This is a genomic window from Alteromonas naphthalenivorans, from assembly GCF_000213655.1.
Classification (GTDB): Bacteria; Pseudomonadota; Gammaproteobacteria; order Enterobacterales; family Alteromonadaceae; genus Alteromonas; species Alteromonas naphthalenivorans.
In genome coordinates this window covers 1,579,243-1,591,560 of record NC_015554.1, presented here as the reverse complement: position 1 = coordinate 1,591,560, position 12,318 = coordinate 1,579,243, and the positions used below count along the sequence as shown (strand labels likewise).

13 protein-coding genes and 1 other RNA gene are annotated in these 12,318 nt (G+C 41.4%); 10 read left to right on the top strand and 4 right to left on the bottom strand.

Translation table 11 applies throughout. From position 1 onward, the window contains the following. Positions 1-265: 265 nt before the first annotated feature. Positions 266-2,236 (top strand): BCCT family transporter, encoded by a 1,971-nt coding sequence (locus AMBT_RS06860; RefSeq protein ID WP_013783882.1) that lies wholly within the window; start codon positions 266-268, stop codon positions 2,234-2,236. Between the two features lie 34 nt (positions 2,237-2,270). Next, the gene (locus tag AMBT_RS06855) at positions 2,271-2,750 is read left to right on the top strand and encodes a MarR family winged helix-turn-helix transcriptional regulator (protein ID WP_013783881.1); all 480 of its coding nucleotides are present in this window, start codon (positions 2,271-2,273) and stop codon (positions 2,748-2,750) included. Between the two features lie 152 nt (positions 2,751-2,902). Here the strand turns inward: AMBT_RS06855 and AMBT_RS06850 are convergent, their stop codons facing one another. Further along, a complete protein-coding gene (locus AMBT_RS06850) occupies positions 2,903-3,262 on the bottom strand; it encodes an RnfH family protein (protein ID WP_013783880.1) in 360 nt (119 codons plus the stop codon). Continuing rightward, complete coding sequence (locus AMBT_RS06845) at positions 3,259-3,690, bottom strand: type II toxin-antitoxin system RatA family toxin (RefSeq protein WP_013783879.1); 432 nt, start codon at positions 3,688-3,690, stop codon at positions 3,259-3,261. Before AMBT_RS06845 ends, AMBT_RS06850 begins: the two co-directional genes overlap by 4 nt. Before the next feature lie 213 nt (positions 3,691-3,903). Here AMBT_RS06845 and smpB point away from each other — a divergent pair, with 213 nt between their 5' ends. Continuing rightward, the gene (gene smpB, locus AMBT_RS06840) at positions 3,904-4,383 is read left to right on the top strand and encodes an SsrA-binding protein SmpB (protein WP_013783878.1); all 480 of its coding nucleotides are present in this window, start codon (positions 3,904-3,906) and stop codon (positions 4,381-4,383) included. 63 nt (positions 4,384-4,446) lie between these two features. Here the strand turns inward: smpB and AMBT_RS06835 are convergent, their stop codons facing one another. Then, positions 4,447-5,790, bottom strand: a complete 1,344-nt coding sequence (locus AMBT_RS06835; protein ID WP_083820186.1) for an NADH:flavin oxidoreductase/NADH oxidase family protein — start codon at positions 5,788-5,790, stop codon at positions 4,447-4,449. A gap of 130 nt (positions 5,791-5,920) precedes the next feature. Here AMBT_RS06835 and ssrA point away from each other — a divergent pair. The 3 genes from ssrA to AMBT_RS22670 all read left to right on the top strand — a co-directional run bounded on the left by ssrA (position 5,921) and on the right by AMBT_RS22670 (position 8,516). Beyond that, positions 5,921-6,278, top strand: a transfer-messenger RNA (tmRNA) gene (ssrA, locus tag AMBT_RS22140). A gap of 398 nt (positions 6,279-6,676) precedes the next feature. Next, entirely contained in the window at positions 6,677-8,083 is a 1,407-nt protein-coding gene (locus tag AMBT_RS06830) for a replication endonuclease (RefSeq protein WP_013783876.1), read from the top strand. A 136-nt stretch (positions 8,084-8,219) separates the two neighbouring features. Continuing rightward, positions 8,220-8,516, top strand: a complete 297-nt coding sequence (locus AMBT_RS22670) for a hypothetical protein (RefSeq protein WP_013783875.1) — start codon at positions 8,220-8,222, stop codon at positions 8,514-8,516. Positions 8,517-8,563: 47 nt separating this feature from the next. Here the strand turns inward: AMBT_RS22670 and AMBT_RS06820 are convergent, their stop codons facing one another. Further along, positions 8,564-9,502: a hypothetical protein gene (locus AMBT_RS06820; protein ID WP_148259083.1), complete on the bottom strand. Its 939-nt coding sequence runs from the start codon at positions 9,500-9,502 to the stop codon at positions 8,564-8,566. A 93-nt stretch (positions 9,503-9,595) separates the two neighbouring features. On the opposite strand from AMBT_RS06820, the gene AMBT_RS06815 reads away from it, so the two are divergent. From AMBT_RS06815 to AMBT_RS06800, 4 genes are all read left to right on the top strand, one after another. Further along, positions 9,596-9,772 carry an excisionase family protein gene (locus tag AMBT_RS06815; RefSeq protein ID WP_013783873.1) on the top strand — a complete coding sequence of 59 codons (177 nt, stop codon included), beginning with the start codon at positions 9,596-9,598 and terminating at the stop codon, positions 9,770-9,772. 4 nt (positions 9,773-9,776) lie between these two features. Continuing rightward, a complete protein-coding gene (locus AMBT_RS06810; protein WP_013783872.1) occupies positions 9,777-10,841 on the top strand; it encodes a site-specific integrase in 1,065 nt (354 codons plus the stop codon). Positions 10,842-11,217: 376 nt separating this feature from the next. Continuing rightward, the gene (locus AMBT_RS22135; RefSeq protein ID WP_013783871.1) at positions 11,218-11,694 is read left to right on the top strand and encodes a type II toxin-antitoxin system HicB family antitoxin; all 477 of its coding nucleotides are present in this window, start codon (positions 11,218-11,220) and stop codon (positions 11,692-11,694) included. 3 nt (positions 11,695-11,697) lie between these two features. Next, positions 11,698-12,159, top strand: coding sequence for a hypothetical protein (locus AMBT_RS06800; RefSeq protein WP_013783870.1), 462 nt, complete (start codon positions 11,698-11,700; stop codon positions 12,157-12,159). Positions 12,160-12,318: the final 159 nt, after the last annotated feature.

The following is a 12,318-nucleotide window of genomic DNA, read 5'->3' as shown; positions in this document are numbered from 1 at the left end:
ATTCTTTGAGCTGTGTTTACTTAAAACACTTATCAAAAATAACTTATCTATTAACCCACAATCCAAGATTAATTTCTACTCTAACTATTATTTATTCACTTATACTTTAGTTATCCCCGTTCTATAACGTGTAATTATAAAAGCGCCAATCAGTTAAAGAATCAGTTCTAATAATTACAATCAAAGTTTATAAAAGTTGTTCCATGCGGTATATTTCAACGTAACAACTCTAATTCGACAGAAAAGAGAAAGGACGAGTATTAGCGTGAGCGAAACAGAGAACACATCACCTTTAAATAAACCCGTGTTTTACACGTCTTCTATAATCATAGCTTGCCTGCTCATTTTTGCAGCAGCTTTGCCTGAAACTGCAGATTCACTTTTCAAAACTATACAATCAGTCATTGTGACTAATGGCAGCTGGTTTTATGTACTTACAGTAGCCATTGTATTGTTATTTGTGGTTTATCTGGGCATGTCTCGCTATGGCGATATAAAACTAGGCCCCGACCACGCCTTACCAGAATTTAAGTTCACTACTTGGCTATCTATGCTTTTTGCTGCGGGTATGGGTATTGGACTTATGTTTTTTGGCGTCGCCGAGCCCCTAATGCACTTTTTAGCCCCACCGACGGCGCAAGCTGAAAGTATTGATGCTGTGCGCGAAGCCATGAAAACCACCTTTTTCCATTGGGGTGTTCATGCTTGGGCAATTTATGCTGTTGTGGCGTTAATATTGGCCTATTTTGCGTATCGCCAGAACCTACCGTTAACGCTGCGCTCTGCGCTTTACCCGCTAATTGGCGACAAAATTTACGGATGGCCAGGCCATGTTGTCGATATTTTTGCCGTTACTTCTACCGTGTTTGGTGTTTCAACATCACTAGGGTTAGGCGCATCACAAGTTAATGCCGGCTTCAATTACTTATTCGGCTTACCTTCAAATACCACTGTTCAAATATTAATTATGGCAGCGGTTATCGGCTTAGCGGTCATCTCTGTAGCAACAGGACTAGATAAAGGTATTCGTATTTTGTCTGAAACCAACATGGTTTTAGCCATTTTACTGCTTCTTATTGTTCTAGTGTTGGGCCCAACCGTATTTTTACTGCAAGCCTATATGCAAAATACGGGGGCGTACTTATCTGATTTAGTTAGAAATACGTTCAACTTATTTGCCTATGATAAAACCGATTGGATTGGTGGCTGGACCATCTTCTACTGGGGCTGGTGGTTAGCGTGGGCACCTTTCGTAGGCTTGTTTATTGCGCGTATCTCATACGGCCGTACTATTCGTGAATTTATCTTGGGTGTGTTACTGATCCCATCTGCCTTTACACTTTTCTGGATGACTGTATTTGGTAATGGCGCTATCGACCAAGTGTTAGTGCATGGTAAGGATATATTAGCCACCATGGTTAACGAGGATAGTGCCGTCGCCCTATTTGTATTCTTAGAGCAGTTCCCGTTCTCATCGATATTAAGCTTTATTGCCGTCATAATGGTGATCGTGTTCTTTGTAACATCGTGCGACTCAGGGGCAATGGTAGTAGATATGCTATGTTCGCATGGTCGAAACGACACGCCGTTGTGGCAGCGAATTTACTGGGCCGTTGGTGTAGGTGTGGTAAGTGCCGTTTTACTTTATGCTGGTGGTTTGGGGGCACTTCAAACTATGACAATTGCCTCGGCGTTGCCCTTCGCAATCGTGTTACTCATAGCGATAGCGGGGCTATTGAAAGCACTTCGGATAGAAGCCTATAAGCGTGAAAGCTTACAAGTACTTGCTGGAACGCCGCAGCATAATGACGGTGATAAAAACTGGAAAGACCGATTAGAAAACATAGTGACCTTTCCCGATGAAGCGGCAGTTAGGCGCTATTTACAGAAAATTGTGAAACCCGCAATGACTGAAGTTGGGAAAGAGTTCGAAACACAGCAATTTGAAATCGTGATTGATGAAACCGAAGAGGCGTTAATGTTAACCGTCACTATGGGAAGCGATCCTGATTTTGTATACGCAGTGTACCCTTCGGTTACTCATCAGCCAGAATTTGGCCCGAGTGACATGCCAGAGGTAGACGAAGGCGAAAAGCCCACGTACTATCGCGCAGAAGTTCATTTAAGTGAAGGTGGTCAAAACTACGACATTATGGGATGGTCGAAGATCTCAGTTATTAATGACGTTATTGATCAATTTCAAAAGCATCAACACTTTATCCATTTGCTTAACTAGTTTGGGTGAGGGTTGCAGATTTATTAGGAATAAAATGCGAAAAGAAGAAGAATTGTTAGTTGCTCTACGGCGCGTTATCCGCGCCGTAGACCTACGCAGCAAGCAATTGAGCAAGCATGTTGGGCTAACAGGCCCACAATTATTGGTAATGCAAAATATTCAAGAGAAGCCGGGTATTATGGTGCGAGAAATCGCTGAAAACATAAACCTGAGCCCTGCGACCATTACCAATATTCTTGATCGCCTAGAAGGCAGAGATTTAGCAACCCGTATTCGAAGTACACAGGATAAGCGCAAAGTTGGCGTATTCCTTACTGAGAAAGGAAAGGTAGTAGTTGTGAATGCTCCTCGCCCACTTCAAGAACACTTTGTGGAACGTTTTTCGCAGCTTAAAGAATGGGAGCAAAGCCAAATGGTTGCTACTGTTCAGCGAATTGCGAGCATGATGGATGCAGAAGATATTGATGCATCACCGTTTCTCGAGCTTGGTAGTATTTCAGAAAAACCAAACTAAAACCTGTTTAGGTTTTTTCGCTTAAACACATTTGCGATATACAAAAACAAAACAGCCGGCATATGCCGGCTGTTTTTATTTGTACTTACGGAAACATTTAAACTTTTAGTGCCCATACCCTCAGTTTCCAACCAAGGGTTGTGACTAGCGCTTTAGTCAGTATTTTTATCTGCAGCTTTCAGCGGATTAACCCTGCCGCCAGTTACTTTGTCGGCACGGCCTTCTTCTTTGGCTTTTTCGGCGCGGCGTTTTCTAATTTCTTTCGGGTCGGCAATAAGTGGGCGGTAAATTTCTATTCTGTCGCCATCTTTGACCGTGTCGCGCAATTTAACCACGCGGCTCCAAATGCCTACTTTGGTGCTCGATAAATCGATATCTGGGTACTCATTTAATAGATTCGAAGCTTGAATTACCTCTTCTACGGTTGCACCTTTGTTTATCGACACATCCACCAAAGACTGCTTAGTAGGAAGTGCATAAGCTACTTCAATGTGCATTAAGCCTTCACTCACGCGTAAACACTCCTAGCACGTTCAGTGAACGCAACCACCATATTCGCTGCCAAGTTATTGAAGATTTTGCCAAATGCCATTTCTACTAACTTATTGGTAAATTCAAACTCAAGGTTTAACTCTATTTTACAGGCTTCGTCAGATAACGCTGAAAACGTCCAACCGCCAGTTAAATAGCGAAACGGCCCATCGACAAGCTGCATATCTATACGCTTACCTGGTTCAAGTTCGTTATGGGTAGTGAACCACTGCTTAATGCCTGCTTTTGCCACTAACAACGAGGCTTTCATGTTTTCACCAGATGCTTCTAAAACCTTGCTGTCTCGACAACCTGGTAAGAACTGCGGGTAAGCCGCAACATCATTTACCAAGTCGAACATAGCCTGGGCGCTGTGTGCTACCAATGCACTGCGTTGTATACTCGCCATGTACTTCACTATATAAATATCTAAAGGCGCATTATATCATAGAAAAAATACCACAGAAAAACCCCTTCTCTCGTCTTCGCTTTTTAGGTTTCGCCCCCACATCGTTATGTAAGGCCACAATACCTTTTTGCACTAATAAATATTAGTAAATGAACTAATAAATATTGCTACAGGTATACAGACATTCTTACGACAATCAGTATAATAGCGAGCATGAAAAAGAATAAAGCCAACAAAAACACCACCGGTACCATCGCGCAAAACAAAAAAGCGCGCCACGACTATTTCCTAGAGGACAAATTTGAAGCAGGTATTCAGCTTCAAGGCTGGGAAATAAAAAGTATCCGCTCAGGTAAAGTTAACATTTCCGATTGCTATGTGATTATTCAAAATGCCGAAGCTTATTTGGTAGGTTGTCGCATAAGCCCGTTGAACCAAGCATCTACTCACGTTGTGTGTGAACCCGAACGTGCGCGTAAATTGTTATTGAAAAAGCGCGAACTAGACCGACTAATGGGTGCAAGAGACCGACAAGGTTATTCTATTGTAGCCACAGCCATGTATTGGAAGAAATGCTGGGTTAAGTTAGAAATCAATCTTGCTAAAGGTAAGCATGAGAGAGACAAACGAGACTCGTTAAAAGATCAAGACTGGCAACGTCAGAAAGAAAGAATGATGAAACACAGCGTTTAACGCTGTGTTTTTCTTTTAACTGCCCCTCTATCTATTGGATTAGTTATTGGGCTAGTTATTGGGCTATTTACTGGACTCGTTGCTGGGCTGGTCTGCACTAACATTACTTGCACTAGCTGAACTAGCGGTAACATTTTTGTCATTACTGCTTTCTTGACTAGTAAGCTGAACACTACCATTTTTAGCATTAACATCACGCTTAGTCATCGACTTGCGATGCATCATATCAAGTACCAAGCTCCACAATGGCGAAGGCGAACGCAGAGTTGTTAAGTTATTACCTAAACGCCTTAACTGACGGCGAACCATAGCCATGTTTGCTAAACTTGCTAATGACTTATCTTTCCACGTACAGTGCGGAATAACACCCGAATAACGCCATTCTTGCTGCCACTTCTTGGCTAAATCAGGCGTAATGGCCAACGCACTGGCTAACCCCACCAAAGAACAACCTTGCTGAATCACTTTTTCAGCAACTTCAGCCCGCTTTATACCACCTGTTGTCATTAACGGAATATCGGTTTTGGTTTCAAGGGTGTGCGCAAATTCAAGAAAATATGCTTCACGAGCAAGGGTAGTATCGTCTCGAGTTTGCCCTTGCATGGCTGGCGCTTCATAACTACCGCCTGACAATTCCACCACATCAACACCTAGCGCCTCTAAACGGCGTACCACTTCACAGGCATCATCAAAACTAAACCCATTGCGCTGAAAATCAGCAGAATTAAGTTTAACCATAACAATAAAGCCACTTGGGCATACCGCGCGAATTTGGCTAACAATATTAATCAGTAAACGTGCACGATTAATAATAGAACCGCCCCACTCGTCTTGTCGCTGATTGGTTAGTGGCGATAAAAATTGGGTGAGTAGATAACCATGGGCCGCGTGAATTTCAACGCCATCAAAACCCGCTTTTTGCGCTTGCACTGCCGTTTCAACAAAGCGTTTGCACACATCGTGAATGTCTTGGCAAGTCATTTCTTTTGGAACGGCAAACAGTTTTGAGTGTTTACCCATCTTAAGAGGTACAGCCGAGGGCGCAATGGCTTTACCCTGCATGGCTTTAAATACCTGACGACCAGGGTGATTAATTTGCATCACCGCTAACGCGCCATTGGATTTGATAATTTTAGCCCAGCGCTCGAACGGCTCTAAGGGAGAGTTTTTATCTAGTACAACACCACCTGGGCCTGTCATCGACTCGCGATCGACCATCACGTTGCCCGTAATAACCATGCCCAAGTTCCCATGCGCCCAGTACCGATAAAGGGTATACAGCGCACTACCAGGAAGACTGCCCGCACTCGACATGTTCTCTTCCATCGCCGCTTTTACGAGACGATTACGTACCACTACCCCGCAAGGTAAGGTATAAGGCGTATATATTATTGAGTCTGAAGGCATTGGCACATCAATTGTAATTTTAAGCCGGTACACTTTAATGGTTATCGCCGATAAATGCATCTTTTGAAAGCAAAATATAAAGAAATCATTTAACCGCAAGCAAGTTATGTTATACTGCGCTTTCACACTCGGGGCTGATTAGGATTCGACAGGATCTTGGAAGCCGGAGGTGCATGCAGAGGTGCGGCTGGCCTCTTAAAAAAGCCGCATATAAATAGTCGCAAACGACGAAAACTACGCACTAGCCGCTTAATAACCGGTATAGGCCCTTCCACCACAGCTTTGTTTGCTAGCGTGGATTCGGAAGGTCATCCAAGCAAACTAGCGAGGGAAACTCTCCTGAGGTTGAACCGCGAAATAGTATCGGGACAGCTACCAAGAACCCTGTTTGTCGGGGTCTAAAGTAGTTAAAGAAAAGACAAACTAAGCATGTAGTACCAAAGGTAGACATTTTCTGGACGCGGGTTCAAATCCCGCCAGCTCCACCAATTCCAGAAGCGGTCTAGACCAATCTAGACCGCTCTATCCCTCTAATAACGCTGCTTACAGCGAATCATCACTTCCTACTCAATCGGTCTCTCAGGGTCTAAATAGGGCTCAAAAGTGTCGTGAATCTATACTCGACTGTCGCGAGACTGTCACCTGCCCTAATGAATTAACAAATGGTATTGGTACTCGCGAATGTCACCTTTTTCGCAAAAAGATATTCGATTTTATATCCCCTCTTGCTTATGACGCTGCGCATAAGTACCTCAAACTGTCTAAACAACATGACTATGTACAAGCCAACCGCTTCCTTTCCAGCCTAAATAAACACCTTCACTTAGCAGATCTAAACCTAACTTCTGACATCAAAGAACTCAAAGCCTTTGCTAAATCGAAAGCTATGGAATGCTTGCGCGATACCGCCGATTTAAGTGAAGCCCACGCACTCTGTCTTAGCAAAGCCAAACTACTTAAATACAACATCAGTCTTCCTGACGACATTTCAGCTACTGAGGGCATTATTCAAGCGCGTTCAGAGAAATTTTGGTTCAACAAGCTCAAACGAATTGCCAGCCAAAAAGTAGAAGAAATACGTCGACAGTTAGATTTAGTGAATCAGAATAAAAGTGCTTATTGCAGTAGTGACCGATTGCGCCAATTTAAGTGGGAAAAAGAGCAAGCCCTTGAGTTTATGAAATCTAAATGGTTCTGCAGTGCTGATGGTGAGTTTATTTCTATGCTGGATGCTTATCAGGCAAACGTATCTAATCCTGAAGTAAGAAGAGCCGAATTGATGGTTCGAATAAAGGGAACAGAAGAGTATTCTAAACTGCTAAACCATGTGGGGTGCTTTTATACCATCACCACACCATCCAAGTTCCATTCACACTACCAATCGGGTAAGCCGAACCCTAAATATTTAAATTATTCTGTTAAAGATGCTAATGAGTATCTTAATGCCCAATGGCGCAAAGCTAGAGCACAATTCCATCGCGAAGGAATAGAAGTGTTCGGCTTGCGTGTTGTTGAGCCACACCATGACGGCACACCACATTGGCATTTATTGCTATTCACACCGCCAGAACAGTTGGCACGTGTAACAAGTATTTTAAGGCACTATGCAATGGAAGATGATGCCGACGAATCCGGCGCGGACAAAAATAGATTCAAAGCAGAGCCAATAGATCCTGAAAAGGGTTCAGCGCAAGACTATATCGCTAAATACATTTGTAAAAATATTGATGGTGAATTTCTAGATACCGACAACTACGGCAACGATGCGAAACAGTCTGCATCAAAAATCACTGCTTGGGCATCACTATACAATATAAGGCAGTTTCAATTTCTAGGGCTGCCTTCGGTTACGTTATGGCGACAGTTAAGAAAGTTAGAATTAGAAAGTAGTGACACACCGTTAGGAAAGCTTCAAAAAGCGGCAGATGAATCTGATTGGCTTTCTTACTTAATTATGATGGGTGGCGCAAACGTGAAGCGTATAGAACGCCCTTTCTCCCTCGAGTATGAAAATCAAATTAAAACACAGTATCAACATTGTGAATTAAGCACCCTTTCGAAACACGCTTACAACCAAAAGCCAAAACACATCCGTTTCACTGAAGGCACATACGCTATACCAGATAAAAGCTGGCAGCTCTTTTCGTCACCCGCTGAACGAGTTGACAGCCCGCCCTCCCAACGGGAAGGACGGGCTGTCGACGAAGGCTCAGGGGGTAGCCAAAGGCGACTGGGGATTTCCCGTGAGGGGAAAGCCCCAAAAGCCGAAGGCATCTTGGACTTGTGTAAATAACTGTACTGAACAAAACAAACTAGAGACAAATATGAAAATTGGTAGAAATGATAAATGCCCATGTGGGAGCAACAAGAAATACAAGCATTGCTGCGCTAATAAAAATGTTACTCGGGAAAGCAGTACTCCGCTATCTATGTCAGAGCAGCAATTTCTCGGTTATTCACGAGAACGCTTGCCCGAAGAGTCACCATTTGATTTATCTACAGATGGCCTCTGCTGTTTAGTAATGACATTAGATAGCCGAAAAGCAAATACACTGAATGAAATGCATAACACTGACGCCTTTATTAGCGGCATGGTTATCGTTACTTCTGGTGAATGCTCTAATGTGCAAATGGCTGGACCGTTCGGTTCATTAGATGAGGCTTTTGAATATTCACGTATCGAGCATGGCGCTATCAGATTCCACAGCAAACCCGAATTCATATAAACCGCAACGCATTATTCATAATGATCTTTAAAAATACGGTCTTGTTTTTAACGAAGGAATGTTCCCTCCTTCGTTATATGGTCAAAAGAAAACACATGTTCTGACGGTGCCACCCTGCACTTTCCAACGAACCTATTATGAAACTCTCTGCTCTTTTCAATTAGTAGGTCTTCCCCACAAACTGAGCATTTCGCTTCAATCGTAACTGCTTTCATGCATATAGGTGCGTTAGTTTGTCCTGTCGCGTTAATCGTTAGTAGCTTATTTTTTGCTAATTTTTTAGACCAAAATGCAGGATATGTCGTTATCCCTTTATTAAGTAACTCGTGCAGCGTCTTGAAAATGATACCTGCAACTATGCCAAAAATAACCACACATGTATTAGTCGTCTTGCTGCCCCACTCTACCAATCCAATAAGCGTGTAGAGTGTTAGTACAATCGACGTCAGTAAACCTATTGCAACTAATATAAGCTTTCTTGGAGTTAGAATCAGATTGGAAAAAGGTTTAGCCCATGGCAATGCATCATCAATATGTGTGACGACGTACCGCACCTTTAGGGCATTTGAATTTCCTGTACCAGTCGATTTCACAGAACCAGTGCGAATTCTCCACTTCGTAGGAATGCCACCTTTCGAATTCACGCGCTCTAGTCTAAGTGGGCTTAAATTTTTTTCTGTAAGTAATGCGTTCAATGAAGATGTTTGAGCAAAAAGCTTTGAGAGTTTTTCTTCATGCCCTTTCATCCAGCGTCTTGCTTTCTCTGAATCGTCTTGCCCATTCATATACTTATATATTTCTGCAGCAGTAAAGTAAAAATGGGATTCATCAGCCGCATTTTGTCGAATCAATCGATGAGTTTGTTCTATTAGAAAAGCCCCAATTTCTTCACCAACTATGTTCGGTAGGTGAACACTAAAAAACTGCAACGCTACGTCTAACGACTTCTCTAGATCTTCAACATCCTGTTTTTCAACAACTTCCATATTTTCACTACCCGTATGTAACCCGTATGCCCCCTGTTTTAGCAGACCAATCAAGACCAATCTAGTACTTCGTTTATACGGGAGTACAAATTTATGAGCGGATTAGTAACAACAGACAAACTTTCTGAAATGACAGGATATTCAAAAGAAGCAATTCGAATGAAGGTGAAAAAAGGTGTTTGGATAAAACAGCGGCATTATCTAAAAGCGCCTGATGGCAGATTGATTTTTATCGTTGAAATGATTTACCAATGGATGAAAGGAGAATAACAAAATGAGTGTTAAAGCTGTAAACGGCGGATATGTAATAGACTTCACTCTTAACCATGAAAGATTCAGAGAAACGATACCCGCCCCACATAATAAAACCGCTGCAAAAAGAATTGAGGAACAAGAAGCTATTTACAAGATGGCGATTTCACTAAACGACAAAGCAATTGCGAGTCGCTTTCCCAACAGCAAGATAATGCAAAAAGCTTTTGATAATGGCTGTACTTACACTATTCACGATTATTCAAACATTTGGTTTAAACAAAAGCAGCGAAACTGGTCACATACAACTATTCGGGGCTATACACAAAAATACAATTCATACATTAAGCCTAATTGGGGACACCTGATTTTAAATGAGTTTAAAGCTAGTATGTTTGATGAATGGGCATCTGAATGCTTACTCTCTGGTAAATCAATTAATGAAACTCGCAATGTGCTTAGTCAGATCTTCAAGCGTGCATACTTTGATGGTGTAATCGACTCAAATCCAGTCGAACGCATTGAAAGGTACAAACAAAAAATTAATGAACCAAAGCCCTTCAATAAGTCTGAGATCAAAAAAATACTTAATGCGTTACAGTCCCCCTATAAAGAGTTTTTTCAATTTGCATTTTATACAGGCTTGCGGACTGGTGAATTACTTGGACTTCGTTGGGAAGACGTTGATATAGAAAAACGTTTGGCACACATACGGGTTAATATTACTTCTGGAAAAGAGAAAGTACCTAAAACTGCTGGAAGCATTCGAACTATAGAATTGCACTGCTTGGCATTACAGGCTCTTACATCAATAGAATCATCAAAGTTCTTTAATTCGAAAAGAGTATTTATTGACCCAAAGACTATGAAAGAGTACAAATATGCTGACGGGTTACGTAAATACACTTGGAAACCTGCTCTTAAAAAGCTAAATATTCCTTATCGTTACCCTTACCAATGTAGGCATACTTATGCATCAATGATGCTATCATCTGGCAAAAATCCTATGTGGGTTGCAAAGCAAATGGGTCATGCTGATTGGGGAATGATTCGAAAAGTTTATGGAAGATGGATAAACGAGTCTTAGTTATTTAGTCGTATTTCTTGTACGATTCGGCACAAGAACACAACAAATTCTTTGCAACTATTTTTTAGTTGCACTATTATCACATGGAACCGATGCGAGTACGGAAGTGGGAAGTCAAGACAAATTCAAGATTTACATACAAAGAATACCGGTACCGAGCGACTGCAGATTTTCTAAACTCAGTAGCTTTTTACAAAATCTCGGTTTTACATTACACAATAGAGGGAAAACCAGCGGGAGTAGGATTATTTTCTTCGATGAATCAATGAATAAAATTATCCTTCATAAGCCGCACGGCAGTGATCCCGTTTGTCAAAGTGCACTTAATGATGTTGTACAGAAGTTGAAAGAATATGGATATTTGTAGAGGTGCGATATGAACGTTTTAGATTATAAAGGGTACATAGGCTCAATAGAAACGTGTCTTCATAAGAAAAATCTTTATGGGAAAATATTATATATTAACGATCTAGTTACCTTTTCAGGTGATACAGTATTGGAACTAGAAGCAGAGTTTAAAAGTGCTGTTGATGATTATTTGATAATTTGTGAAGAATTAGGAGCTGAACCAGATAAAACATTTAAAGGTTCACTCAATGTTCGGCTTGGTAATGACTTGCACAGGCAGGTTGCTTATCAATCCGAAAGGATGGGCATTAAAATTAATGACTTTATCAAAAAAGCCTGCGAGGAAAAATTGATAACTAGAGATGTGATCAATTTGAATGTTACGCACATCACAAGGACTTCTACTACTCAAGACGTAGTATTTGGAGAAGAAGCTACCTTTAGTTATGCTAATAAATCAATCTCAGCCAAGAATGTTGATTATGATTCAAAGGACTGCCATTAACTAATGAACATTCAATTAGATTTACTGAGATCAAAGCTCTTACATTCATCATTCGATGATAAAAGATTAGATGTCTCTAACAAAAAAGGCTTAGTTAAAAGTTCTTTAGCAATTAATTTTGAAGAAATCGATACTACTGAAGACTCGGAAAATAATGTGATCGAATTACATTTTGAGTCTAAATCCGAATTAACTGGATTTGTTGGTCATGATTTAGAAGACTCAGAGATTGCGTTCTCCTTAACTCTCGAGGCAGTTTCTTCATTCACTGTTGATATAACTTCTGTTTCAAAGGATGTAGAGAATACTGTTCAATCCTTAGTTGAAACCGACTATGTCAGATATCTAGTTATGGCGGCATGTAAGCAATTTCACATTGAACAGGCGGGACAATTGTTAAGGTCAACTAAGTTTAGTAGTGTACCGGCTCAATATTCTGGTGACATTAGCAGTGACGAGAGTTAGCTAAGCAATTGAAATCATGAAAATAGTTACGGGTTCAAATCCCGCCAGCTCCACCAATTCGTATTAAGCCCCTATTTTAGGGGCTTTTTGCTATCTAGCCCACTATATCCTAAAGCTGTAGCAGAATTCCCCCCACTATTACCTCACTAACAAAATCAG

Excerpts from the sequence above, each read along its gene's own strand:
- AMBT_RS06855 (WP_013783881.1), top strand. The coding sequence starts at position 2,271 with ATGCGAAAAGAAGAAGAATTGTTAGTTGCTCTACGGCGCGTTATCCGC.
- AMBT_RS06845 (WP_013783879.1), bottom strand. The coding sequence starts at position 3,690 with ATGGCGAGTATACAACGCAGTGCATTGGTAGCACACAGCGCCCAGGCT.
- smpB (WP_013783878.1), top strand. The coding sequence starts at position 3,904 with ATGAAAAAGAATAAAGCCAACAAAAACACCACCGGTACCATCGCGCAA.
- AMBT_RS06835 (WP_083820186.1), bottom strand. The coding sequence starts at position 5,790 with ATGCCTTCAGACTCAATAATATATACGCCTTATACCTTACCTTGCGGG.
- AMBT_RS06830 (WP_013783876.1), top strand. The coding sequence starts at position 6,677 with ATGGAATGCTTGCGCGATACCGCCGATTTAAGTGAAGCCCACGCACTC.
- AMBT_RS22670 (WP_013783875.1), top strand. The coding sequence starts at position 8,220 with ATGTCAGAGCAGCAATTTCTCGGTTATTCACGAGAACGCTTGCCCGAA.
- AMBT_RS06820 (WP_148259083.1), bottom strand. The coding sequence starts at position 9,502 with ATGGAAGTTGTTGAAAAACAGGATGTTGAAGATCTAGAGAAGTCGTTA.
- AMBT_RS06815 (WP_013783873.1), top strand. The coding sequence starts at position 9,596 with ATGAGCGGATTAGTAACAACAGACAAACTTTCTGAAATGACAGGATAT.
- AMBT_RS06810 (WP_013783872.1), top strand. The coding sequence starts at position 9,777 with ATGAGTGTTAAAGCTGTAAACGGCGGATATGTAATAGACTTCACTCTT.
- AMBT_RS22135 (WP_013783871.1), top strand. The coding sequence starts at position 11,218 with ATGAACGTTTTAGATTATAAAGGGTACATAGGCTCAATAGAAACGTGT.
- AMBT_RS06800 (WP_013783870.1), top strand. The coding sequence starts at position 11,698 with ATGAACATTCAATTAGATTTACTGAGATCAAAGCTCTTACATTCATCA.